This window comes from Curtobacterium sp. NPDC086286 (assembly GCF_044746255.1).
Lineage (GTDB): Bacteria > Actinomycetota > Actinomycetes > Actinomycetales > Microbacteriaceae > Curtobacterium.
In genome coordinates this window covers 174541-197977 of sequence record NZ_JBIVBW010000007.1, presented here as the reverse complement: position 1 = coordinate 197977, position 23437 = coordinate 174541, and the positions used below count along the sequence as shown (strand labels likewise).

Sequence of the window (23437 nt, the reverse complement as noted above, 5' to 3'; positions counted from 1 at the left end):
GACGGTGCTAGTGCGCGGCGGTGTACTGCGCCGGGATCGAGATCTCCTGCCCGGCCTGCAGCCCGGAGCCGTCGAGCGCGTTCAGGCTGACGACGTCCTGCACGAAGTCGCGCGGGTCGGCGTTCGGGGCGGTCTCTTCCGCCAGCTGCCAGAGCGTCTCGCCTGGCTGGATGGTCACGGTCTCGAAGTGGGCGTGCGACTCGGTGTTGCCGGCCGATGCCTGTCCGCCGTTCAGCATGGCGAGTGCCACACCGATCAGCAGCGGGATCGCGGCGAGCGTCGTCAGGACGACCCGGCCGCGACGCGTGAGGCGCAGGCGCGTACGCACGGCGGGCGCGGTGCGCTGGATGTCAGCGATGGCGATGGTGCTCATGTCGTTCTTGCCTTCCCGTTCGGGTGAACCGAAGTCCTGTACCGAACATAGTTTCGAATGACGAGCCGCACAAGTCCTGCGCGGAGATTTCTGGGGGGTTTTCTGCCGACGCGCTCGAACAGGTGTTTGTCCGGCGATGACCGGTCGGATACTGTTTCGATCGACTGGGACAAGTCAAGCGGGCACCACCGACATTCCCGCGGGCACGGCCCCGGCACCGACGAAGGGCGAGACGACGTGGCGGACGAACTGCGGGGCCAGAAGCCGCTGACGGCGAAGCAGCAGGCGATCCTCGACGCGATCCGTGCGTCGATCGCCAGCCGGGGCTACCCGCCGAGCATGCGCGAGATCGGTGACGCCGCGGGCTTGTCCTCGCTGTCGAGCGTCTCGCACCAGCTCGGCCAGCTCGAGCTCGGCGGGTGGATCCGCCGCGACCCGAACCGCCCCCGCGCGCTCGAGGTGCTCGTCGACGAGCCGACCCCCGACGTCGAGGGCCCGGACGTCGACGCGACGACGCTCGTCCCGCTCGTCGGTCGGATCGCCGCCGGTGTGCCGATCACGGCCGAGCAGCACGTCGACGAGATCGTGCCGCTCCCCCGGCAGCTCGTCGGCACTGGTGACCTCTTCATGCTCAAGGTGGTGGGCGAGTCGATGATCGACGCCGCGATCTGCGACGGCGACTGGGTGGTCGTCCGGTCGCAGCAGACGGCCGAGAACGGTGACATCGTCGCCGCCATGCTCGACGAGGAAGCGACCGTGAAGGTCTTCCGCCAGCGGGACGGCCACACGTGGCTGCTCCCCCGCAACACCGCGTTCGAGCCGATCCTCGGCGACGCGGCCACCGTGCTCGGCAAGGTCGTGGCGGTCCTCCGCTCGATCTGACGGCGCAGTCGCCGCGTGCCTCTGCGCCGGGCACAACCAAAGCCGGTTCGAACCACGCGATCACGTGGTTCGAACCGGCTTTCGTTGTGCGGCGCCGAACGGAACCGCGCAGCCGCGGTCGGTGCGGGGCGGGCGTGCGCCGCGCCTCCTGGACCGCACGCCGCGCGACCGCACGCCGCGCGTCAGCGCAGGGTGCGCCTCAGGACGCGACGGGCGCGACCACGAACGGGTCGAGCTCGGCGACCTGCCGCTGGAACACGCGCACCCGCAGGCGCGTGCCGTCCTCGACGTAGTCGACGGTCTCGACCGCGCCTGCGTCGTGCAGCGACGACACCAGGTCACCGCGGTCGTACGGGACCACCACGGTGAGCTCGACGTCGGGTTCGGGGAGACGGGCCTCGATCACGTCGAGGAGGTCCTGGATGCCCTCGCCCGTGCGCGCCGAGACGAACACCGCGTCCGGCACGAGGCCGACCAGGACGAGCCGCTGCGACTCGTCGATGAGGTCGGCCTTGTTGAAGGCGACGATTTCCGGGATCTCGCGGGCGCCGACGTCGCCGATGACCTCGCGCACGGTCGCCAGCTGGGCGGCCGGGTCGGGGTGCGAGCCGTCGACGACGTGCACGATGACGTCGGCCTCGCCGACCTCTTCGAGGGTGGAGCGGAACGCCTCGACGAGCTGGTGCGGCAGGTTGCGCACGAAGCCGACGGTGTCGACGAAGGTGAACTCGCGGCCCTTCGCGCTCTCGGTCCGGCGGACCGTGGCGTCCAGCGTCGCGAAGAGCTGGTTCTGGACGAGCACGCCGGCGCTCGTCAGTCGGTTCAGCAGCGAGGACTTGCCCGCGTTGGTGTAGCCGGCGATCGCGACGCTCGGGACGTCGTTGCGGTGTCGGTCGGCCCGCTTCGCCTCGCGCGCGGGGCGGAACCCGGCGATCTGGCGACGGAGCTTCGACATCCGGGTGTGGATGCGACGACGGTCGAGCTCGATCTTCGTCTCACCGGGACCACGCGAACCCATGCCCGCACCGCCGGACACCTGGCCACCGGCCTGGCGGGACATCGACTCACCCCACCCGCGGAGTCGCGGCAGGAGGTACTCGAGCTGGGCGAGTTCGACCTGCGCCTTGCCCTCGCGGCTCTTGGCGTGCTGGCTGAAGATGTCGAGGATCACGGCCGTCCGGTCGATCACCTTGACCTTCACCACGTCCTCGAGCGCGCGGCGCTGGGACGGGGCGAGTTCGGTGTCGGCGATGACCGTGTCGGCGCCGGTGGCCTTGACGACCATCGCGAGCTCTTCGGCCTTGCCCTTGCCGAGGTACGTGGAGGGGTCGGGGTTCGGCCGGCGCTGCAGGAGCCCGTCGAGCACCACGGCACCCGCGGTCTCGGCGAGGGCGGCGAGCTCACGCAGGGAGTTCTCGGCGTCCGAGGCGTCGCCGTGCGGGTACACGCCGATCAGGACGACCTGCTCGAGCCGGAGCTGCCGGTACTCGACCTCGGTGACGTCCTCGAGCTCGGTGGAGAGGCCGCCGACGCGGCGGAGGGCAGCCCGGTCTTCGCGGTCGTACTGGTCGCCGTCGCCCGTCCAGGCGTGGTCCTCGACCGATCGGGTCTGGATCGCCTGCGCGGGGGCGAAGATCGAGGAGCTCGCGCGGGAGTCGGCGTTGCGCAGGACCCGCTCGACGACACCAGCAGCGCTGTCGTCGGTGGTCTCTGCGTCTCGGTTCGTGGTGTCCGTCATCTTCTCCACAGGGTACCGCTCGGGGCCTCGGGACACACGGGGTTGCCGGTACGGTTCATCCATGGCGAACGATCACTACTTCTCCGCGAACCCGTCGTCGGACACCCGCGAACGCCAGATCCACGTCATCCTCGCCGGTCGCCCGCTCACGCTGACCACCGCCGCGGGGGTCTTCAGCCCGGACGGGCTCGACCGTGGCACACGGGTGCTGCTCGGCTCGGTGCCGCCGCCCGCACACGAGGGGGCGCTGCTCGACGTCGGCTGCGGCTGGGGTCCGATCGCCATCACCATGGCCCTCGACTCCCCCGCCGCCCAGGTGTGGGGCGTCGACGTGAACGAGCGGGTGCTCGGTCTCGCCCGGGCGAACGCTGCTGCTGCGGGGGCCGACAACGTCACCGTCGCACTGCCGGACGAGGTACCGGCCGACCTGCGGTTCCGGACGATCTGGTCGAACCCGCCGATCCGGGTGGGCAAGGACGAGCTGCACCAGATCCTGCTGACGTGGCTGCCCCGGCTCGAGGTCGGTGGGGACGCGTGGTTGGTCGTGTCGAAGGACCTCGGGGGCGATTCGCTGCAGCGGTGGCTGCGGGAGTCGCTCGACGCGGGGTTCCACGTGTCGCGGGCGTCGACGGACAAGGGGTTCCGGGTGCTGCGGGTGCACCGCGCGGCCGATTAGGCGGCGCGTGCGCGCGTGCCGCGTGCCGTCGCCGCGCGGGGCGCGCGGCTGCCGCCGTCGCGCGAAGCGCGCGGTCCGAGTGGAACCACGATTCCGACATCGAACCAGCGCAAACGGGCAGTTCGATGTCGGGAACGTGGTTCGACACGTCACGCGACCGTGAAGCGCGGTCAGCGCCGCGACCGGCAGCGCGGCCAGCGCGCCGCGACCGGCCAGCGCGCAGCGCGGCCAGCGCCGCGATCGGCAGCCGGCCAGCGCGACCGCCCCGCCCGTCCGCACCGCGGCAGTGGCCAGGAGGCGCGACCCACGTGACGAGCGTCGGCCCGCCGAGCCGCGCCTCCTGGCCGGAGCCCCGCCCGGGTCAGACCGTCAGGTCACCCGAGAACACGAGTTCCGCCGGCCCGGACAACGCGACGTGCTCGCCGTCCTCCGCCGCGAAGATGCGCACCGTGACGACCCCACCCGGCACGCGCACGCGCCACGTGTCCGGCGCCCCGTTGCCCGCCCAGTACCGCGTCGCGAGGGCCGCGGCGACGGCCCCGGTGCCGCACGACAGGGTCTCGCCACTGCCGCGCTCGTGGACGCGCATCGTGATCTGACCGACGCCGTCCTGCACGAGCGGGTCGCCCGGCAGCACGAACTCGACGTTCGCGCCGGCCGCGGGCACCGGATCGAGCACCGGCACGTACGTGAGGTCGACCTCGGCGAGTTCGTCCTCGGTCGCGACGGCGACCACCACGTGGGGGTTGCCGACGTCGATGCCGAGCCCGGGGCGTGCTCCGTCGAGGTTCTTCGCCCGCACGAGCACGTCGTCCGCGCCGCCGCCCTCGATCCCGAGCCCCCAGCGCCCGAGGTCGGCGGAGAAGCCGTTGGTCGTTCGCTGGATGTCGACGAGTCCCTTGCGGCTGCCGACCGTCAGGGTCTCGCCGGGGGTCAGGTCGACGAGCCCGGACTCCGTGAGGTAGCGCGCGAACACGCGGATGCCGTTCCCGCACATCTCGGCGACCGTGCCGTCGGCGTTGTGGTAGTCCATGAACCAGGTCGCCGCGGGGTCCTCGGCGACGAGCGCCTGCCCTTCCGGCAGCGCATCGGACCGGACCGCCCGGATGACGCCGTCGCCGCCGACACCGAACCGGCGGTCGGCTATGGCGCGGATCCGCTCGGGGGTCAGGTCGACCGACGCGTCGGGGTCGGCGAACAGGACGAAGTCGTTGCCGGTCCCCTGGCCCTTGGTGAAGTGCAGCTCGGTCACGGGACGATCCTACGGGCAGCCGCTGTCAGCGCAGCCCGGTCCGCGCCGGTGACGTCGAGGAGCTCCGCGTCGGCGTACCGCCGGAACCACGACACCTGCCGGCGGGCGTACTTGCGCGTCGCGATGCCCGTCGCCTCCACCGCCTGGTCGACGGTCGCGTCCCCGCGGAGCACCTCGAGCGCCTGCGAGTACCCGATCGCCGCCCGCGCGGTCCGCCCCGACTCGAGGCCCTGCTCGCGCAGCCCACGGACCTCCTCCACGAGCCCGGCGTCGAACATGCGCGCCGCGCGCTCGTGCAGCGCGGCGACGAGCTGCGCTCGTTCGCGGTGCAGGTGCAGGATCCGAGCGGGTCGCCAGGCGCGGGGCGCGGACGGGAGGCTCGGCGTGACCACCTCGGATCGGCTCGCGATCTCGAGTGCCCGGATCAACCTCCGCGGGTTGCGTGCGTCGATGGTCGCCGCGGCCGCCGGGTCCAGACCGCGGAGTCGTTCCAGCAGGATGCCCGGCCCGAGTTCCTCGTGCTCGCGCTCGAGGTGGGCACGGAGCTCGGGATCGGTGCCGGGGAACGCGAGGTCGAAGAGCACGGCCGAGACGTACAGCCCGCTGCCGCCGACGAGCAGGGCGACGTTCCCGCGGCCGTGGATGGCCTCGACCTCCGCCCGCGCATCACGCTGGTAGGCGGCGACACTGGCCTCGTCCGTGACGTCGAGCACGTCGAGCTGGTGGTGCGGGATGCCCCGGCGCTCCTCGACGCTGAGCTTCGCGGTGCCGATGTCCATGCCGCGGTAGAGCTGCATGGCGTCGGCGTTGACGATCTCGGCGGGGCGGCCTGCGGCGCGGAGGCGTTCGGCGATCGCGATGCCGAGGTCGGACTTGCCGGTGCCGGTCGCCCCGACGACCGCGATCAGGTCGCCGCCGCCGGCGCGCTCCTCGTCAGCGGCCGACACGGATGCTGGGCAGACCGAGCGACACCGGCCGCGGGCCGTCGGCGGCCCCGACGGGTGCCGGCGTCGGGACGCCACAGCTCTCCGCCTGGGCACGGTCCCACGCGTCGCCGGCACGGGTGCGCCGGATCCGCAACGGTGCGTCCCCGTCGGCGATCAGGAAGTGCGGGGCCGAGCGGGTGACCTCGACGGTGACGACGTCCCCGGGGCGCGGCACGTCCGATCCGCCCGGCACCGAGAAGTGCACGAGTCGGGAGTCCTCGGCGCGGCCCGACAGCCGGTGCGTGGCGTCGTCCTTCTTGCCCTCACCGGTGGCGACGAGGACCTGGACCGTGCGCCCGACCTGCTTCGCGTTCTCCTCTGCCGTGATGTGCTCCTGCAGGGCGACGAGGCGCTCGTACCGTTCCTGCACGACGTGCTTCGGCAGCTGCTCGTCCATCGTCGCCGCGGGCGTCCCCGGCCGGATCGAGTACTGGAACGTGAACGCCGAGGCGAACCTCGACTGCTCCACGACGCGCAGGGTGTCCTCGAAGTCCGCGTCGGTCTCGCCGGGGAAGCCGACGATGATGTCCGTCGAGATCGCCGCGTGCGGGATCTTCGCCCGGACGCGGTCGAGGATGCCGAGGAACCGTTCGCTCCGGTAGCTGCGACGCATCGCCTTGAGGACGCGGTCCGACCCGGACTGGAGCGGCATGTGCAGCTGGGGCATCACGTTCGGCGTCTCGGCCATCGCGTCGATGACGTCGTCCGTGAAGGCGGCGGGGTGCGGGCTGGTGAACCGGACCCGCTCGAGGCCCTCGATCTGACCGGCGGCACGGAGCAGCTTGCCGAACGCCTGGCGGTCCCCGAACTCGACGCCGTACGAGTTGACGTTCTGCCCGAGCAGGGTGACCTCGATCGCGCCGTCGTCGACGAGTGCCTCGATCTCGGCGAGCACGTCACCCGGGCGGCGGTCCTTCTCCTTGCCGCGCAGCGACGGCACGATGCAGAACGTGCAGGTGTTGTTGCAGCCGACCGAGATCGACACCCAGCCACTGTGCGTCGAGTCGCGCTTGGTCGGGAGGGTCGACGGGAAGACGTCCAGCGACTCGAGGATCTCGATCTGCGCTTCGTCGTTGTGCCGGGCGCGCTCGAGCAGCGTCGGCAGTGACCCCATGTTGTGCGTCCCGAAGACGACGTCCACCCACGGCGCCTTCTCGAGGATGACGTTCTTGTCCTTCTGCGCCAGGCATCCGCCGACCGCGATCTGCATGCCGGGGTGCTCGCGCTTGATGCCCGCGAGCTGCCCGAGGTTGCCGTACAGACGGTTGTCGGCGTTCTCGCGCACGGCGCACGTGTTGATGACGACCACGTCCGCCTGCTCGCCGTCGGCAGCGACGTACCCGGCGGCCTGGAGCGACCCGCTCAGCCGCTCGGAGTCGTGCACGTTCATCTGGCACCCGTAGGTGCGGACTTGGTAGGTGCGGGGGCGCGCTGCGACGGTGGCCATGGTCGTCCCAGTGTAAAACCGTCGCGACGCTACTCGAAGCGGACGGAGCCGCGAGGTCCCGCCGGCGGACGCCCACCACTGTCGAGCGCACGCTCGACCGCGATCCGCACGATGCCGCCGTTGTAGCCCTTGCGCATCAGGAAGCCCGAGAGCCGTCGTTCCGCAGTCGCTCGGTCGAGCCCGCGGAGCTGCCCGGCACGCTTCTGCGCGAGGTCGATCGCCCGGACGAACTCGTCGTCCTCGTCATCGGCGGCTGCCTCGAGCGCCGCGTCGATCGCGACCTGGTCGATGCCGCGGCGCCGCAGTTCGGCGACGACGCCCTGGCGCCCCAGACCCTTGCGGTCGTGCAGGCGGTCGACGAGGTCGGTCGCGAGCGCCACGTCGTCCACGAGTCCGACGCGGGTGAGCCGCTCGATCTCGTGCTCGACGACGTCCGGGTCGAGGTCGTTCTTGGTCAGCATCGTGCGCAGCTCGGACTCGCTGACGCCCTTGCGACCGAGCGCGCGCATGCTGAGCCGCTCGGCGTCGGCACGCTGCTCGTCGATCGGCCGTGGGGCGTCCGCGGGGTCGAGTTCGGCACCGCCGTCGATCGCGAACACGGACGCCGTCGTGGCGTCTGCCGTCCGGCCGTCGTCGTAGCCGTCCTGCTCGGCACGGGCACTGCGGCCGCTGCCGTCCCCGACGACGGGCGAGAGCCACTCCGCCTGCGCCCGAGCGCCCTGGATCGGCAGCGGGACCGGTGCGTCGGCGTCGGCTCCGTCGTGGTCCGTCACGGCATCCGTGTCGCCCGCCGTCGCCGGCCCAGCCGCGGATCGGCGACGGGACCGCGCGCCGCGCGCACCGAACAGGTCGGTGACCGGTGCGAGGTCCTCGTCGCCGTCGTGGTCGGTCGTCACGCGCCCTTGCGCTCCGCGATCTTCGGCGCGATCGACTCGACGGGAGCCTCGACCGCCTCGGCCGACGCACCGCCGACACCGAGCTTCGCGAGGATCTTGCCCTCGATCTCAGCAGCGATCTCGGGGTTCTGGATCAGGAACGACCGCGAGTTCTCCTTGCCCTGCCCGAGCTGGTCGCCGTCGTACGTGTACCAGGCACCGGACTTCTTGACGATGCCGTGGTCGACGCCGAAGTCGAGCAACGAGCCCTCGCGCGAGATGCCCGTGCCGTACAGGATGTCGAACTCGGCCTGCTTGAAGGGCGGGGCCATCTTGTTCTTGACGACCTTGACGCGGGTGCGGTTGCCGACCGCGTCGGTACCGCTCTTGAGCGTCTCGATGCGACGGATGTCGAGGCGGACCGACGCGTAGAACTTGAGCGCCTTACCGCCGGCGGTGGTCTCGGGGCTGCCGAAGAACACACCGATCTTCTCGCGCAGCTGGTTGATGAAGATCATCGTGGTCTGCGTCTGGTTCAGGCCACCGGCGAGCTTGCGGAGTGCCTGCGACATGAGGCGGGCCTGCAGACCGACGTGCGAGTCACCCATCTCGCCCTCGATCTCGGCGCGGGGCACGAGCGCCGCGACGGAGTCGATGACGACGAGGTCGATCGAGCCGGAACGGACGAGCATGTCGGCGATCTCGAGCGCCTGCTCACCGGTGTCCGGCTGGGAGACGAGCAGCGCGTCGATGTCGACGCCGAGCTTCTTCGCGTACTCGGGGTCGAGCGCGTGTTCCGCGTCGATGAAGGCCGCGATGCCGCCGGCGCGCTGGGCGTTGGCGATGGCGTGCAGCGTCAGGGTCGTCTTACCCGACGACTCCGGGCCGTAGATCTCGATGATGCGGCCACGCGGGAGCCCGCCGATGCCGAGCGCGACGTCGAGGGCGACCGAACCGGTCGGGATGGTGGCGACGGGGGCGCGCTCGTCCGAGCCGAGGCGCATGACCGTGCCCTTGCCGAACTGACGGTCGATCTGGGCGAGAGCGGTCTCGAGGGCCTTCTCGCGGTCCTGGGGTGAGGGCATGGTGTGCTTCCTTCGTGCTCGGTGTCGGCCGCCTGTAGGCTGTCGCGTCCACCCGGCCGGTGGTGCAGGGCCGGTGCTTCAGCGACAAGGCTTCGGGCTGTTCCCGTTGACTCGAACCTAGGGCGGGCCACCGACATCACTGCCGACGACCGCGCGATCTGTGGACGAACTCTCCGGACAGCGCCGCTGTGGAGGAAGCTACCACCGATCGAACACCCGTTCGAGCAACACGCCGAACAGAGTTTCGGACGGAGAACGCGCGTCAGTCCCGCGGTTCCGCCAGCCCCTTGCCGTGCCGCTTCTCGAGCGGGACGTCCTGCGACTCGCACAGCGCCTCCCACACGCGGCGCGCATCGATGCCCGCGTCGAGCGCCTCGGCCGCCGAGCGTCCGCCGAGTTCCTCGAGCACCACGTCACGACTGACGACGGCACCGTAGGCATCGCCGAACACCTGGTCGACGGCCCGCCAGAACTCACTCACACGCATCATCCCAGCGTAACCGCGCCGCCCCGCCTCCCGAGCACGGCCCCGGAACGCCGAACGCCCCCGCTGGCGGACCAGCGGGGGCGTTCGGGAAGCGGTGGCGTCAGCGCACCGCGAGGTCGTTGTCGAACTCGGCGACGAGGTCGTCCGGGAGCGTGTCGGGCACCGGGGTGAGCCCCTCGACCACCGCGAGACGGTCGCCGACCTCACGCATGATGGTCGAGATGGGGGTGTCCAGCGCGTCCGCGACGGACGCGAGGATCTCCGAGCTGGCTTCCTTCTGCCCACGCTCGACCTCGCTGAGGTACCCGAGAGCCACGCTGGCCTTGGACGCGACCTGACGGAGGGTCCGGCCCTTCTGCAAGCGGAAGTCCCGCAGAACGTCGCCGATTTCCTGACGAACGAGAACCATGAGAACTCCTCCTCTCTGTCGTCTCCGCGCCCGCTCGGTCCTGATGGCCGAGTTCGGGTTCAGCAACAGTAGCGTTGCCGGTTGCAGCATGCTAACCACGCCGGCTGCTCTACTGCTGGAGATTGCGTGAGATGTAACCCAGTGGAAACGGGACCTATTCCCGGGCCCGGATCGTGGACGACATCCGTGCCAGGAGTTCGGAGACGGTCGCCCAGCGGATTGCATCGCGATCGCCGTCGAGGTGCAACTCGTACGCCTGGGCACCGTCGGCGTCCGCGATGCCGACGAAGACCGTCCCCACCGGCTGACCGTCCTGCGGGTCGGGTCCGGCGACACCGGTCGTGCTGATGCCCCAGGTCGCGGGTGCTCCGTCGACCGCGAGTGCTGCTCGCACGCCCGAGGCCATCTGCCGAGCGACCTCGGGGTCGACCGCACCGTTGGACGCGAGCAGCGCCGACGAGACGCCGAGCACGGTGTGCTTCACGGGCGTCGCGTAGGCCACGACTCCCCCGCGCACCACGGCGCTGGCGCCCGGCACGCCGACGAGGGTCGCGACGACGAGTCCACCGGTGAGCGACTCCGCCACGGCGACGGTGTCGCCCCGCTCGGTCAGGCGCGCGACGAGGTCGCGAGCGGACGTCCGGACGTCGGGTCCGGTGTCGTGTCCTGGAGGCGCGGTGCCGGTGACGTCGTCGGCCGCCGTCACGCGGTGGTCCGGTTGTGCTTCCACGCCTGGTACAGGTAGTCGATCCCGCTCAGGATGGTCGCCAGGAAGGCCGCGGTCATCAGGATGCCGTTCACCCAGTGCGCCCAGTCCCCCACGAGGTTCCACCACGGGAAGAGCGCGGCGGTCAACGCGACGGCCTGCAGCACGGTCTTGATCTTGCCGCCCCGGCTCGCCGGGATCACCCGGTCCGAGAGCACCGCGAACCGGAAGACCGTGATGCCGATCTCGCGCACCATGATCAGCACGGTCACGTACCAGGGGAGCTCGCCGAGGATCGACAGCGCGACGAGCGCACCGCCGATGAGGACCTTGTCCGCGATCGGGTCGACGAGCTTCCCGAAGTCCGTGACGAGGTTCTGCCGGCGGGCGATGATGCCGTCGGCGCTGTCCGTGACGATGGCGACCACGAACACGACGGCCGCCCAGATGCGCAGCGGCCCGTCCGTGCCGGCGTCCGTCAGGAGCAGCACGAAGAACAGCGGCGCCATGAGGATGCGCACGACCGTGATGATGTTCGCGACGTTGCCCGTCGACGCCGGGCCGGGGCCCTTGCGCAGGAGTCGTCCGCGCCACGGGAAGCGTGCGCCGTGCGTGGTCTCCGTGCTGTCCGAGGCGGTCATCGCACTCACTCCCTGCCCGTCAGTCCCCACGCGTCCTCATCGGGCTCGTCGTCTGCTTCATCGTACCCGCGCGTCATGTCCGCCACCGGGTCGGCACCGTAGCGGTCGCCGTCGTCGGTCAGGGCGGACGCCGGCGCCGGAGCCGTGGGCGCCGGACCGGCAGCGGGGGCTGCCGGGGCAGCACCCACTGGTGGCTCCTCGCCCCGGAGCTTCGCGAGCACGGCCGGCAGCTGGTCGGTCGTCACGAGGACGTCGCGCGCCTTCGAGCCCTCGGACGGCCCCACGATGTCGCGGGACTCCATGAGGTCCATCAGACGGCCGGCCTTGGCGAACCCGACGCGGAGCTTGCGCTGGAGCATCGAGGTCGACCCGAACTGCGTCGACACGACCTGCTCGACCGCCGCGAGGAGCAGCTCGAGGTCGTCGCCGATGTCCGCGTCGATCTCCTTGCGCTCCACCACGGCCTGGACGTCCTGGCGGTACTCCGGACGGGCCTGGCGGGTGACGTGCTGGACGACCTCGGCGACCTCGCTCTCCTGCACCCAGGCACCCTGGACGCGGAGCGACTTCGAGGACCCCATCGGCAGGAAGAGGGCGTCGCCCTGCCCGATGAGCTTGTCGGCGCCCGGCTGGTCGAGGATGACCCGGGAGTCGGTGACGCTGGTCACCGCGAAGGCGATCCGCGACGGCACGTTCGCCTTGATGAGCCCGGTGATGACGTCGACCGACGGACGCTGCGTCGCGAGCACCAGGTGGATACCGGCGGCACGGGCGAGCTGGGTGATGCGGACGATCGACTCCTCGACGTCACGCGGCGCGACGAGCATGAGGTCGGCGAGCTCGTCGACGACGACGAGCAGGTACGGGTACGGCTTGAGCTTCCGCTCGCTGCCGGCCGGCAGGACGATCTCGTTGTTCGCGATCGCCTTGTTGAAGTCGTCGACGTGCCGGAACCCGAACGACGCGAGGTCGTCGTACCGCATGTCCATCTCCTTGACGACCCACTGCAGCGCCTCGGCCGCCTTCTTCGGGTTCGTGATGATGGGCGTGATGAGGTGCGGGACGCCGGCGTAGATCGAGAGCTCGACGCGCTTCGGGTCGACGAGGACCATGCGGACCTCGGACGGCTTCGCGCGCATGAGCAGCGACGTGATCATCGAGTTGATGAACACCGACTTGCCGGACCCGGTGGAGCCGGCGACGAGCAGGTGCGGCATCTTCGCGAGGTTGGCCACGACGAAGCCGCCCTCGACGTCCTTGCCGACGCCGATCGTCATCGGGTGCTTGGACTTGCGAGCGGCGTTCGAGCGCAGGACGTCACCGAGGGAGACGGTCTCGCGGTCGGTGTTCGGGATCTCGACGCCGATCGCGCTCTTGCCCGGGATCGGCGACAGGATGCGGACCTCGTTCGAGGCGACCGCGTACGACAGGTTCTTCGACAGGGCGGTGACGCGCTCGACCTTCACGCCGGGGCCGAGCTCGATCTCGTACCGGGTCACCGTCGGCCCACGGGAGAACCCGGTGACCTTCGCGTCCACCTTGAACTCGGTGAGGACGCTCGTGATGGCGGCGACGATGTCGTCGTTCGCCTGGCTGCGTGCGACCGACGGCGTGCCGGAGCTCAGCGTCGTGGCGGCCGGCAGCCGGTAGGGCGCGGCCGGGTCTTCATCGGGGCCGGCCACCGGGGGCAGGCCGTCCGTGTCGTCGGCGGCGTCGACCGCGAGGTCCTCGGCCGGGAGCGACGGCGACACCACCGGCGACACCGAGGCGTCCGGGCGGACGACCTCGGCCGGCGCGGGGCGTTCCGGCACCGGGGTCCCGAAGTCACGCAGGGCCTGTTCGGCGATCTGCAGGTCCTGTTCGACCGAGTCGTTGAGGTTGACCGAACCGGGCTCGGCCGGCGTGTGGTCGACCAGACCGGCGGCGGCACCGGCGTTCGGGCCGGGTGCCGGCGCGGCTGCGGCGGCCGGGGGCACGGCCGACGTCGCACCGCTGATCACGGGGCTGTCGTACGCGGGGTCCTCTTCGCGACCGGACTTGTTCCGGCGCCACCACGGGATGGTCCCGCCCTCGGCGTCGGACTCGGCGGCCTTGTCGTCCTCGAAGCCGAGGTCGTCGAACAGCTGGAAGTCGGTGTCGCCCTTCGCGCCGCGCTTCTTCGTCGGCTTGGTCCGTGCGGCGGGCGCCTCGGCGACGGGCTCGTCCGTCTCCGTCGCGGGGGCCGGCGCGCCGAACAGGTACGCGTAGAGCTCGTGCAGGCGCCGACCGATCTTGTTCGGCGGCGTCTTGGTGATGATGAAGAGCGAGAGCACGAGCAGCAGCACCGCGACCGGCACCGCGACCCACTCGGTGGCGACCGCGACGAGCCAGGCGATCACGACCCAGCCGATGACACCGCCGGCGGTCGCCAGCGCGGGCATGCCGTCCGAGGCGCTCGGCTGCCCGCCGAACACGTGGCAGAGCGCCGCGATGGACACGAGCAACAGGCCGAGCCCGATCCCGATCCGGGTGTTGTCGTGCACGGACGCCGGGTGCCGGAAGAGCCACCCGGCGAAGACGACCATGATCACGGGCAACGCGAAGGCCAGTCGGCCGAAGAGCCCGCCGAACGTGTACGCGTCGAGCGCCACCGAGACGGCGTTCGACGGGTTGAGCCACTCGACCACCGCGCCGGCGACCGCCAGCACGAAGAGCAGGAACGGGAACCCGTCGCGCCGCTGGTCCTTCTCGAGCGTCTCCGTGCCGAGCAGGCGGAAGACCGCGCCGACGCCGTGCGCCATCGCGAGCCAGAACGTCACGAGGGGGTTCTGTTCGCGGAAGACCGGGGTCGGTGCGGCCTGCGGCAGCTTCTTCGTCGTGGCCTGGGTGCGCGACGAGCCACGCGTCCCGCTTCCACGGGACGACGAGGACGCGCGCGAGCGCGTGGTCGACTTGGTGCCTCCGGCCATGGGCAGAACCCTAATCCCCCCTCAGGACAAACCGAGCGCGGCCCGCCGCAGCATCCGCGACGGGTGCCACGGCGGGCGCGGTGTCAGTACCGGATCGCGTCGATGACCTTCACCCGGACCGCGAGCACCGCGGGCAGGAAGCCGGCGAGCGCGCCGACGAACACGGCCGACCCGACGCCGATGAGCGCCGCCTCGAGCGGGAACGGCGCCCCACCGACCTCGACCCCGCTCGTGATCAGTCCGCGCACGGTGTCGTTCCCGAGGACCGCGGCGCCGACCATCACGCCGATGCCGCCGGCCACCGCGGTGCCGAGGACGTTCTCGAGCAGGACCGCCACGAAGATCCGCCCCGCCGAGGCGCCGACGCCGCGACGGATGCCGATCTCACGGATGCGCTGGCGGACGCTCACGAGCGACACGTTGAGCAGGCCGAGGCCACCGAGCACGAGGACGAGCACCGCGACGCCAGCGATGACGTAGCGCATCGCGCCGAGCGGGTCGCCGTCCACCGAGCCCGCGGCGTCCATGCGGCCGGCGTCCACCGACACGTCGCCACCGACCGCACGCTCCGCGTCGCTGGCGATGCGGTTCGCGAGCGCCTTCGCACCGTGCTCGGGGATCCAGACCTCGAACGTCCGCTGGTTGCCGTCGTCCGCACCGGGCGTGACGCTCGCCGTCGCGACGGAGTTCGCCAGCTGGTAGAACATCGGGTCGGTGTCGTACTCCGACGACACGTACTGCCCGACGACGACCGCGGTGACGCCGGGGGTTCCCGGCATCCGGACGGTCGGGTGCGTGACCACGTCCGCGCCACCGAGCCGGTCGAGGAACGCCTGGTTGACGACGAGCGCCGGTGCCAGGCGGTCCCGGTCGGACTCGGAGAACCAGTCCCCCGCGGCGATCCGCAGCCGGTGGATCTCGGCCCACGGCGGGTCGACCGTCATGCCCTGGACCTCGGCGACACCGTCCGGGAACTGGATGCGACGGGACGTGTACGACGCCTCGGTCGCGTACTGCACGTCGTACCGGTCCGCGGCCGCGCGGAGTTCCCGGTCGACCGCGTCCGCCGTGGCCGCCGCGGCCGCACCGGTGCCGTCGCCGGAGCCGGGCGTCCCGGTGATGCTGTAGGTCGCGGGACGTCCGCCGTACTGCTCGTTGAACGCCGCCGTCACGCGCTCCGCGAGCGACCCGAACCCGACGACGACGGCGAGCGAGGCCACCGCGATCGTGACGCCGACGAGGCTGAGCACGACCCGGCCACGGTGGACCCGGAGTTCCTGCCAGGACTCGACCAGCGTGCCGACGACGGTCGTCACGACCCGGTTCACGGCGTCACCCCGACGACCTCGGCGGCGATCCCGGCGACGGACACGTCCGTGGGGTCGACGACCAGGCCGTGGTCGATGCGGTGGACGACGTCCGCTCGTGCGGCGACGGCGGCGTCGTGGGTGATCGTCACGAGCGCCGCCCCGGTCTCGCCGGCGACGGTCTCGAGGAGCTCCATCACGACACGACCCGTGTCGACGTCGAGTGCGCCCGTCGGTTCGTCCGCGAGGATCAGGCGCGGCGCACGCACGAGCGCGCGGGCGATCGCGACGCGCTGCTGCTCGCCACCCGAGAGGCGGTGCGGCTGCGTGTCGGCGCGGTCCGCGAGTCCGACCCGGTCGAGCATCTCGAGCGCGAGCCGACGCCTGGCCCAGAAGGCGCGTCCGGTCGCGTAGAGCAGGGGGACCTCGACGTTCTCGAGCGCGGTGCGCCCCTGCAGGAGGTTGAACTGCTGGAACACGAACCCGACGTCCTCCCCGCGGATCCGGTCCCGCCGGAGCGACCCGGCACGACCGACGTCGACACCGCCGAACTCGTGGACGCCGTCGGTCGGGGTGTCGAGCAACCCGAGCACGTTGAGCAGGGTGGACTTGCCCGACCCCGAGCGCCCGACGATCGCGACCCGGCTGCCCGCGTCGACGTCGAGGTCGACGCCACGCAGGATCTCGAGCTCGGACCCGTCCGGGAGCTCGACCGACTTGCGCAGCCCGCGCACCCGGACGAGGGACGCTGCCCGCGCGCTCATCCGACCACCACGGAGCCGTCGTCGGCGAACTCGTCGCCCTCGACCTGCTCCTTGCCCGGGACGAACTGCAGGACGGTGTCGCCCTCCGACAGCCCCGACCGGACCTCGACGCTCTCCCCGTCGTTGAGGCCGAGCGCGACGGTCTTCTCGGCACGCTTGCCGTCCTCGCCCACGACCGTGACGACGCCCTTCTGCGCCGTGCCCTGCACCGCGGTCGTCGGGAGCGTCAGGACGCCCTCCGCCTTCCCCGCGGGGACCGCGACCGTGACCTCGAGTCCGGGGAACACGGTGACCCCGCTCGGCACGTCGCACGCGAGTTCCGTGCCCCCGGCCGAGGCGTCACCGGAGCCGTCGTCGCCGGCGTCGCCGTCGTCCGCGGAGGACGCCGCAGCACTCGTCAGTGTGAGGTGGGTGCAGGTGAACGGCGCCGGGCCGTCGGTGACCGTGACGGTCGCCTCGGACGGACGCGAGGTGAGGCGGTAGAGCTGGGCGGCATCGAGGGTCGCGGTCGCCCGGTAGGCCTCCGGTGCCACGCGTGCCACGGTGTCGCCGATGGCCACGGGCTGCTTCGTGACGAGGTCGAGTCCGGACACGGTGCCGGACGCCGGCGCGACGACGGTCGAGAAGGTCACGGTCGGGGGCAGCGGTTCGCCGTCGTCGGTCGTCCCCGTCGACGGGGTCTCGACCCGGACGTCGATCACCGGGGCGCCCTGCTCGACGTGCGCGCCGTTGCCGGCGAACACCTTGTTCACCGTGCCCTCGACCGAGGAGCGGACGGCCGTGGCGGCCACCGACCGGATCGTGCCGGTCGCCTCGACGTCGTTCACGATGTCGCCGGTCGCGACCGTGACGGTCGGGTCCTCGATCGCGCCGGTCGGGACGGTCTCCTCGCCCTCGGGCTGGGCTGCGAAGAACGCGAGGCGGACGAGGGACACCGCGATGGCGGCGAACACGAGGAACTTGAGGCCGGGCCACACCCAGCGACGCAGGACAGTCACCCCGGAACACTATTGTCTGACATACCGACAGAAGATCATCCTGTGGGATGAAACCGGTCAGCCGACAGGCCGGAACGTGCCAGGAGGCGCGGTGCACGTCCGTCAGGAACGTGCACCGCGCCTCCTGGACACGGCCACTGCGACCACCGCGACGTGCGTGGTGGTCGCGACGAGCACTACGCCTCGATGACCACCGGCACGATCATCGGACGACGACGGTGCTTCGTGTTCACCCAGCGGCCCACGGTCCGGCGGACGACCTGCCCGAAGGCGTGCCCGTCGCGCGTGCCGTTCGCGGCCGCCTCGGCGAGCGCCTTCGCGATCTGCGGACGGACGTCGTCGAAGACCGAGTCGTCCTCGGCGAAGCCGCGCGACTGGATCTCCGGGCCGACGACGCACTGGCCGGTGGTGAAGTCCACCGCGGCGAAGATCGAGATGAAGCCCTCTTCCGCGAGGACCCGGCGGTCCTTGAGGTCGGCGTCGGTGATCTCGCCCACGGTCGATCCGTCGACGTAGACGTACCCGATGTCGAGCTGGCCGGCGACCCGGACCTCGCCGTCCTTCAGGTCGACGACGATGCCGTCCTGGCCGAGGATGACGTTCCGCGGCGGCACACCGGTCTGGATCGCGAGGTCCGCGCTGGCGTACAGGTGGCGGTGCTCGCCGTGCACGGGCAGCACGTTCTTCGGCCGGAGGATGTTGTAGCAGTAGAGCAGTTCGCCGGCCGACGCGTGTCCGGAGACGTGCACCTTGGCGTTGCCCTTGTGCACGACCTTCGCGCCGAGCTTGGTGAGCCCGTCGATGACGCGGTACACGGCGTTCTCGTTGCCCGGGATCAGCGACGAGGCGAGGATGACGGTGTCGCCCTCGCCGATCTCGATCTGGTGCTCGAGGTTGGCCATGCGCGCGAGCACGGCCATCGGCTCGCCCTGCGACCCGGTCGACATGTAGACGATCTGGTCGTCGGGGACGTTCTTCGCCTTCTTCGTGTCGATGAGCACGTTCTCGGGCACCCGGAGGTAGCCGAGGTCGGCGGCGATCGTCATGTTGCGGATCATCGAGCGGCCCATGAACGCGACCTTGCGGTTCGCGGCGGCGGCGGCGTCGAGGACCTGCTGCACACGGTGCACGTGCGACGAGAAGCTCGCCACGACGACCTTCTTGCGGGCGCGCGTGATGATGTTCTCGAGGACGGGTCCGATGTCGCGCTCGGGCGCGGTGAAGCCCGGCACGTCGGCGTTGGTCGAGTCCGGCAGGAACAGGTCGACGCCCTGCTCCCCCAGGCGTGCGAAGGCACGGAGGTCGGTGATGCGGTCGTCCAGCGGGAGCTGGTCCATCTTGAAGTCACCCGTGTGCAGGACACGACCGGCGGGGGTCGTGATCGCGACGGCGAGGGCGTCCGGGATGGAGTGGTTGACGGCCACGAACTCGAGGTGGAACGGGCCGAGCTGCTCGGTCTGGTCCTCGGCCACGACGAGCGTGTACGGCTTGATCCGGTGTTCCTTGAGCTTCGCCTCGACGAGGGCCAGGGTCAGCGTGGAGCCGATCAGCGGGATGTCGTCGCGGAGCTTCAGCAGGTACGGGACGGCGCCGATGTGGTCCTCGTGGCCGTGCGTGAGCACGACGCCGAGGACGTCGTCGAGGCGGTCCCGGATCGGCGCGAAGTCCGGCAGGATCAGGTCGACCCCGGGCTGGTGCTCCTCGGGGAAGAGCACGCCGGCGTCGACGATGAGCAGCTTGCCCTCGTACTCGTACACGGTCATGTTGCGACCGATCTCGCCGAGTCCCCCGACGGGGATGACGCGGAGGGTGCCGGCTTCGAGCGGCTGCGGTTCGGAGATCTGTGTGGGCATTCGGTCCTACGGATTCGGGCGACGCGCGTCCTGCGCGCCGCGTGTTCGCTAGCGGGTGGTGCCTGGCACCTTCGGAAGAGCACCGCCGGCCGCTGCGTTGCGGTCGGGGCGGAAGTTGGAGAAGTCGGCGCCCGGGATGTCCCGGACGGCTTCGAGCGAGGTCTCGATGGCGTACGCCTCGGAGTCCTCGGGGCCGACGAGCGGCAACCGGACGCGCGGGCTGCCGATGCGGCCGAGCCCGTGCAGGATGTACTTCGCCGCCACGGTACCCGGCACGTGCGTCATCACGGCACGGACGAGGGGTTCGACGCGCTTGTGCTCGGCGGTCGCGGTGGCCAGGTCGCCCCGGTTCACGGCGTCGACGATCGTGCGGTACGGCGTCGACGTGATGTTCGCCGTGACGCCGATGAGCCCCGTCGCGCCGATCGACAGGTGCGGGAGCACGTTCGTGTCGTCGCCCGAGAAGTACATGAGGTCGGTGTTGTTGAGCACCCGGGACACCTCGGCGAAGTCGCCCTTGGCGTCCTTCACCGCGAGGATGTTCGGGTGGTGCGAGGCCCGCACGATCGTCTCGTACGTGATCGGGATGCCCGTGCGACCGGGGATGTCGTACAGGATCACCGGCAGGTCGGTCGCGTCGGCGATCATCCGGAAGTGGGTGAGCACACCGGACTGCGTCGGCTTGTTGTAGTACGGCGTGACGATCATCACACCGTCGGCGCCGGCCTTCTCGCTCTGCTTGTAGAGGTGGATCGCGTGCGCGGTCTCGTTCGACCCGCCACCGGTGATGATCTTCGCGCGCCCGGCGGCGACGGACTTGCCGACCTCGACCAGCCGGAGCTTCTCGGGGTCGGTCAGCGTGCTCGTCTCACCGGTCGTGCCGGTGACCACGATGCCGTCGGCGCCGGCGGTGATGCAGTCGTCGATGTGCTGCTCGACGCCGGGCCAGTCGACCTCGCCGTCGGCCGTGAACGGGGTCACGAGGGCGACGAGGACCTGACCGAAGGGATTCTCACGCGGGGACACGGGCACCAGCGTACCGGGGATGCGCGCGAGGGCTGCCGTCCGCGTGGACGGTGCGTGCCCGGAACGTGTCGAACCAGGTTTCCGACGTCGAACCATCGCCGATGCCTGGTGCGATGTCGTTTCCGTGGTTTGACGCCGCGGCGCACGGCGCTACGCGCGCCGGCGCCACTCGAGGAAGCGGTAGCGCGTCCCGTCGACGCGCGACTCCTGCCACGGCCCCTCGTCGACGAGCGACCACCCGGCCACCCCGGCGAGCGTCGGCGCCACGGTGTCCCCCGGCACCTCGACGTCGATCACCGTCTCGGAGACCCGGTCGGCGAAGGGCACCCCCGCCGCGTACACCTGCCCGCCGCCCATGATCCACACCGGCTCGTCGGTGTCCAGCGCGGTCGCCAGGTCGTGCACGACCTCGGCCCCGTCGGCCGTCCACGAGCCGTCACGCGTCAGCACGACGTTCCGCCGCCCGGGCAGCGGCCGGAAGCGCTCCGGCAACGACTCCCACGTGCGGCGCCCCATCACGACGGTCGCGTCGCCGGTGACCTGCCGGAAGTGCGCGAGGTCCTCCGGCACGTGCCACGGCATCCCGCCGTCGGCCCCGATCACGCCGTTCGTCGACCGCGCCCAGACCATCCCGACACCACGGACGGGTTCGGTCCACGAGGACGACATCAGACGGCGACCGCGGCCGCGATCGCCGGGTGGTGGTGGTAACCGACGACCGTGAAGTCCTCGTACTCGTAGTCGTCGATCGAGTCGCGCGGCGCGAGCTCGAGCGTGGGGAGCGCGTACGCGGTCCGGGACAGCTGCTCCTCCACCTGCTCGACGTGGTTGTCGTAGACGTGGCAGTCGCCGCCGGTCCACACGAACTCGCCGACCTCGAGCCCGGTCTGCGCCGCGATCATGTGGGTGAGCAGCGCGTACGAGGCGATGTTGAACGGGACGCCGAGGAACATGTCCGCGCTCCGCTGGTAGAGCTGGCACGAGAGCTTGCCGTCGTTGACGTAGAACTGGAAGAACGCGTGGCACGGGGCGAGCGCCATCTCGGGGATGTCGGCGACGTTCCACGCCGAGACGATCAGGCGGCGGCTGTCCGGGTTCGTCGTGATCTGCTCGATGACCTGGGCGATCTGGTCGACGTGCTCCCCCGACGGCGTCGGCCACGAGCGCCACTGCACGCCGTACACCGGGCCGAGGTCGCCGTCCTCGTCCGCCCACTCGTTCCAGATCCGGACGCCGTGCTCCTGCAGCCAGCGGGCGTTGCCGTCGCCGCGCAGGAACCAGAGCAGCTCGTAGGCGACGGACTTGAAGTGCACCCGCTTCGTCGTGACGAGCGGGAAGCCCTTCGACAGGTCGTACCGGAGCTGTGCGCCGAACAGGCTGCGGGTCCCCGTCCCGGTGCGGTCGCCCTTCGGAGTCCCTTCGGTGAGGACACGCCGCAGCAGGTCCTCGTAGGGGGTCGCGACGGTGGGGTCGGGCTGCACGGTCTCGCTGTCGGTCACGACCACGAGCCTACGACGAGCCGGAGACATCCACGGGCAGTTGAGTAGCGTGAGCGACATGACGACAGCGCCGCTCTCGATCCTGCTCGCCGGTGCGTCCGGCTTCATCGGTACGCCCCTCGTCCACGCCCTGCGCGAGGCCGGGCACCACGTCACCACCCTCGTCCGACGCGAGCCGCGCACGGCGAGCGAGTTCCGCTGGTCCCCGGGCACCCGGAAGCTCGACCCGGCGATCCTCGACGGCGCCGACGTCGTGATCAACCTCGCCGGCGCGAACATCGGCAAGCTCCCCTGGACCGAGACCTACAAGCAGGAGATCCTGCAGTCGCGGGTGTCCGCCACCGAGACCCTCGTCGAGGCCATGCGCCACGCGACGAACCCGCCGCCGCTGTTCCTCTCGGGGTCTGCCTCGGGGGTCTACGGCGACCGTCCGGCCGACGTCCTGCAGGACGACGCGGCCGCCGGCACCGGCTTCCTGGCCGAGGTCTGCACCGCGTGGGAGGCCGCCGCGAACGCCGCTCCCGAGGGCGTCCGCGTCGTGACGCTCCGCACCGGCATCGTCGTCGGGAAGGGCGGCGGCGCGCTCGCACCGCTCGTTCCGCTCACGAAGACCGGGCTCGGCGGCCGCCTCGGCACCGGTGGGCAGCACTGGCCGTGGATCGCCCTCGAGGACGAGGTGGGCGCGATCGTGCACCTCGCGACCAGCCCCGACGCCTCGGACGTCGTCGGGCCGGTGAACCTCGCCGGCCCCGAGGCCGCCGTCGCCGACCGCATCACCAAGCGCGTCGCCGAGGACCTGCACCGGCCCTACCTCTTCCGGATCCCGGAGTTCGCGCTCCGGCTGCTCCTGCAGCAGGCGGCCGACGAGATGCTCCTGTCGAGCCAGCAGATGGTGCCGACGAAGCTGCTCGAGTCCGGCTACGCGTTCCGGTACCAGCGCGCCGAGGACGCGGTCGACGCCGCGTTCTGACGCGACCGGCTGTGTGCCAGGAGGCGCGGTGCGGGCCCGCACCGCGCCTCCTGTCAGGACACGCGTGCCCTGGTGAGCGCTTCGCGCATCGCGGCCCGCGCCCGCTTGCGGTCACCCGCGGCGTCGTAGACGACGCCGAGTCGGTACCACCCGCGCCAGTCCGCCGGGTCGGACTCGACCGCGGCCTTGTACTCGGGGAAGAGCTCGTCGGCGGCCTCGCGCGTGGGACGCCCCGAGGGACGGACCGGGACGACGTCCGAGGGAGCGCCGCCCTCCTGCTCGAGCCGGGCGCCGAGCCGGGTGATGCGCAGCCCGAAACGGAACTCGAGCACGAGCAGCAGCGCACCGATCGCCGCGACGACGAAGAGCGCGACGCCGATGCCGATGCCGATCGGGATGCCCGTCGCGATGAACGCCACGGCACGCTGCCCGACGAGCACGATGTACAGCGCCAGCAGCACCGCCATGAGCGCCGCACCCCAGAAGGGCGAACGGAGGGACCGGGTCAGGCGCAC

Annotated in this window: 23 protein-coding genes; 3 read left to right on the top strand and 20 right to left on the bottom strand. The window is 71.2% G+C overall.

Annotated elements, in window-relative coordinates; translation table 11 throughout:
- Nucleotides 1-7 precede the first annotated feature (7 nt).
- Nucleotides 8-373: a LysM peptidoglycan-binding domain-containing protein gene (locus tag ACIPKM_RS14280; protein WP_336697878.1), complete on the bottom strand. Its 366-nt coding sequence runs from the start codon at nucleotides 371-373 to the stop codon at nucleotides 8-10.
- A gap of 237 nt (nucleotides 374-610) precedes the next feature.
- On the opposite strand from ACIPKM_RS14280, the gene lexA reads away from it, so the two are divergent.
- On the top strand, nucleotides 611-1255 hold the full coding sequence (gene lexA / locus ACIPKM_RS14275) for a transcriptional repressor LexA (RefSeq protein WP_070416502.1): 645 nt from the start codon (nucleotides 611-613) through the stop codon (nucleotides 1253-1255).
- A gap of 199 nt (nucleotides 1256-1454) precedes the next feature.
- Here lexA and hflX read toward each other — a convergent pair whose 3' ends face one another.
- On the bottom strand, nucleotides 1455-2993 hold the full coding sequence (gene hflX, locus ACIPKM_RS14270; RefSeq protein WP_402736966.1) for a GTPase HflX: 1539 nt from the start codon (nucleotides 2991-2993) through the stop codon (nucleotides 1455-1457).
- 61 nt (nucleotides 2994-3054) lie between these two features.
- Here hflX and ACIPKM_RS14265 point away from each other — a divergent pair, with 61 nt between their 5' ends.
- Nucleotides 3055-3669 carry a class I SAM-dependent methyltransferase gene (locus tag ACIPKM_RS14265; protein WP_402736965.1) on the top strand — a complete coding sequence of 205 codons (615 nt, stop codon included), beginning with the start codon at nucleotides 3055-3057 and terminating at the stop codon, nucleotides 3667-3669.
- A gap of 361 nt (nucleotides 3670-4030) precedes the next feature.
- Here the strand turns inward: ACIPKM_RS14265 and dapF are convergent, their stop codons facing one another.
- The 17 genes from dapF to ACIPKM_RS14180 all read right to left on the bottom strand — a co-directional run bounded on the left by dapF (nucleotide 4031) and on the right by ACIPKM_RS14180 (nucleotide 21952).
- A complete protein-coding gene (dapF, locus tag ACIPKM_RS14260; protein ID WP_336697874.1) occupies nucleotides 4031-4921 on the bottom strand; it encodes a diaminopimelate epimerase in 891 nt (296 codons plus the stop codon).
- Nucleotides 4918-5868, bottom strand: coding sequence for a tRNA (adenosine(37)-N6)-dimethylallyltransferase MiaA (miaA, locus tag ACIPKM_RS14255; protein WP_402736964.1), 951 nt, complete (start codon nucleotides 5866-5868; stop codon nucleotides 4918-4920). Before miaA ends, dapF begins: the two co-directional genes overlap by 4 nt.
- Nucleotides 5855-7354 (bottom strand): tRNA (N6-isopentenyl adenosine(37)-C2)-methylthiotransferase MiaB, encoded by a 1500-nt coding sequence (gene miaB, locus ACIPKM_RS14250; RefSeq protein WP_402736963.1) that lies wholly within the window; start codon nucleotides 7352-7354, stop codon nucleotides 5855-5857. Before miaB ends, miaA begins: the two co-directional genes overlap by 14 nt.
- A 29-nt stretch (nucleotides 7355-7383) precedes the next feature.
- On the bottom strand, nucleotides 7384-8250 hold the full coding sequence (locus ACIPKM_RS14245) for a regulatory protein RecX (protein ID WP_402736962.1): 867 nt from the start codon (nucleotides 8248-8250) through the stop codon (nucleotides 7384-7386).
- Nucleotides 8247-9314 carry a recombinase RecA gene (recA, locus tag ACIPKM_RS14240; RefSeq protein ID WP_070416506.1) on the bottom strand — a complete coding sequence of 356 codons (1068 nt, stop codon included), beginning with the start codon at nucleotides 9312-9314 and terminating at the stop codon, nucleotides 8247-8249. The genes ACIPKM_RS14245 and recA overlap by 4 nt, the downstream gene beginning before the upstream one ends.
- Nucleotides 9315-9576: 262 nt before the next feature.
- Complete coding sequence (locus tag ACIPKM_RS14235; protein WP_022907383.1) at nucleotides 9577-9801, bottom strand: DUF3046 domain-containing protein; 225 nt, start codon at nucleotides 9799-9801, stop codon at nucleotides 9577-9579.
- Nucleotides 9802-9901: 100 nt separating this feature from the next.
- Nucleotides 9902-10210 (bottom strand): helix-turn-helix domain-containing protein, encoded by a 309-nt coding sequence (locus ACIPKM_RS14230; protein WP_058742950.1) that lies wholly within the window; start codon nucleotides 10208-10210, stop codon nucleotides 9902-9904.
- A 154-nt stretch (nucleotides 10211-10364) separates the two neighbouring features.
- Nucleotides 10365-10940 carry a CinA family protein gene (locus ACIPKM_RS14225; protein WP_302847417.1) on the bottom strand — a complete coding sequence of 192 codons (576 nt, stop codon included), beginning with the start codon at nucleotides 10938-10940 and terminating at the stop codon, nucleotides 10365-10367.
- Nucleotides 10913-11566 (bottom strand): CDP-diacylglycerol--glycerol-3-phosphate 3-phosphatidyltransferase, encoded by a 654-nt coding sequence (gene pgsA, locus ACIPKM_RS14220; protein ID WP_083294987.1) that lies wholly within the window; start codon nucleotides 11564-11566, stop codon nucleotides 10913-10915. Before pgsA ends, ACIPKM_RS14225 begins: the two co-directional genes overlap by 28 nt.
- On the bottom strand, nucleotides 11563-14505 hold the full coding sequence (locus ACIPKM_RS14215; protein WP_402736961.1) for a DNA translocase FtsK: 2943 nt from the start codon (nucleotides 14503-14505) through the stop codon (nucleotides 11563-11565). The genes pgsA and ACIPKM_RS14215 overlap by 4 nt, the downstream gene beginning before the upstream one ends.
- A gap of 83 nt (nucleotides 14506-14588) precedes the next feature.
- Nucleotides 14589-15833, bottom strand: a complete 1245-nt coding sequence (locus tag ACIPKM_RS14210; protein WP_229085130.1) for an ABC transporter permease — start codon at nucleotides 15831-15833, stop codon at nucleotides 14589-14591.
- On the bottom strand, nucleotides 15830-16576 hold the full coding sequence (locus tag ACIPKM_RS14205) for an ABC transporter ATP-binding protein (protein WP_071295431.1): 747 nt from the start codon (nucleotides 16574-16576) through the stop codon (nucleotides 15830-15832). The genes ACIPKM_RS14210 and ACIPKM_RS14205 overlap by 4 nt, the downstream gene beginning before the upstream one ends.
- Nucleotides 16573-17574 (bottom strand): HlyD family efflux transporter periplasmic adaptor subunit, encoded by a 1002-nt coding sequence (locus ACIPKM_RS14200; RefSeq protein ID WP_071295430.1) that lies wholly within the window; start codon nucleotides 17572-17574, stop codon nucleotides 16573-16575. Before ACIPKM_RS14200 ends, ACIPKM_RS14205 begins: the two co-directional genes overlap by 4 nt.
- A gap of 176 nt (nucleotides 17575-17750) precedes the next feature.
- Nucleotides 17751-19427: a ribonuclease J gene (locus ACIPKM_RS14195; protein WP_070416509.1), complete on the bottom strand. Its 1677-nt coding sequence runs from the start codon at nucleotides 19425-19427 to the stop codon at nucleotides 17751-17753.
- 48 nt (nucleotides 19428-19475) lie between these two features.
- Nucleotides 19476-20453, bottom strand: a complete 978-nt coding sequence (dapA, locus tag ACIPKM_RS14190) for a 4-hydroxy-tetrahydrodipicolinate synthase (protein ID WP_071295500.1) — start codon at nucleotides 20451-20453, stop codon at nucleotides 19476-19478.
- Nucleotides 20454-20603: 150 nt separating this feature from the next.
- Nucleotides 20604-21122, bottom strand: coding sequence for a dihydrofolate reductase (locus tag ACIPKM_RS14185; protein ID WP_402736960.1), 519 nt, complete (start codon nucleotides 21120-21122; stop codon nucleotides 20604-20606).
- Nucleotides 21122-21952, bottom strand: coding sequence for a thymidylate synthase (locus tag ACIPKM_RS14180; protein WP_402736959.1), 831 nt, complete (start codon nucleotides 21950-21952; stop codon nucleotides 21122-21124). The genes ACIPKM_RS14185 and ACIPKM_RS14180 overlap by 1 nt, the downstream gene beginning before the upstream one ends.
- 58 nt (nucleotides 21953-22010) lie before the next feature.
- On the opposite strand from ACIPKM_RS14180, the gene ACIPKM_RS14175 reads away from it, so the two are divergent.
- A complete protein-coding gene (locus ACIPKM_RS14175; protein WP_175473607.1) occupies nucleotides 22011-22922 on the top strand; it encodes a TIGR01777 family oxidoreductase in 912 nt (303 codons plus the stop codon).
- Nucleotides 22923-22975: 53 nt separating this feature from the next.
- On the opposite strand, the gene ACIPKM_RS14170 is transcribed toward ACIPKM_RS14175, so the two are convergent.
- A complete protein-coding gene (locus ACIPKM_RS14170; protein WP_402736958.1) occupies nucleotides 22976-23437 on the bottom strand; it encodes a tetratricopeptide repeat protein in 462 nt (153 codons plus the stop codon).

Excerpts from the sequence above, each read along its gene's own strand:
- ACIPKM_RS14205 (WP_071295431.1), bottom strand. The coding sequence starts at position 16,576 with ATGAGCGCGCGGGCAGCGTCCCTCGTCCGGGTGCGCGGGCTGCGCAAG.
- hflX (WP_402736966.1), bottom strand. The coding sequence starts at position 2,993 with ATGACGGACACCACGAACCGAGACGCAGAGACCACCGACGACAGCGCT.
- miaB (WP_402736963.1), bottom strand. The coding sequence starts at position 7,354 with ATGGCCACCGTCGCAGCGCGCCCCCGCACCTACCAAGTCCGCACCTAC.
- ACIPKM_RS14235 (WP_022907383.1), bottom strand. The coding sequence starts at position 9,801 with ATGCGTGTGAGTGAGTTCTGGCGGGCCGTCGACCAGGTGTTCGGCGAT.
- ACIPKM_RS14215 (WP_402736961.1), bottom strand. The coding sequence starts at position 14,505 with ATGGCCGGAGGCACCAAGTCGACCACGCGCTCGCGCGCGTCCTCGTCG.
- ACIPKM_RS14280 (WP_336697878.1), bottom strand. The coding sequence starts at position 373 with ATGAGCACCATCGCCATCGCTGACATCCAGCGCACCGCGCCCGCCGTG.
- ACIPKM_RS14185 (WP_402736960.1), bottom strand. The coding sequence starts at position 21,122 with ATGTCGTCCTCGTGGACCGAACCCGTCCGTGGTGTCGGGATGGTCTGG.
- ACIPKM_RS14175 (WP_175473607.1), top strand. The coding sequence starts at position 22,011 with ATGACGACAGCGCCGCTCTCGATCCTGCTCGCCGGTGCGTCCGGCTTC.
- ACIPKM_RS14265 (WP_402736965.1), top strand. The coding sequence starts at position 3,055 with ATGGCGAACGATCACTACTTCTCCGCGAACCCGTCGTCGGACACCCGC.
- ACIPKM_RS14230 (WP_058742950.1), bottom strand. The coding sequence starts at position 10,210 with ATGGTTCTCGTTCGTCAGGAAATCGGCGACGTTCTGCGGGACTTCCGC.
- recA (WP_070416506.1), bottom strand. The coding sequence starts at position 9,314 with ATGCCCTCACCCCAGGACCGCGAGAAGGCCCTCGAGACCGCTCTCGCC.
- ACIPKM_RS14195 (WP_070416509.1), bottom strand. The coding sequence starts at position 19,427 with ATGCCCACACAGATCTCCGAACCGCAGCCGCTCGAAGCCGGCACCCTC.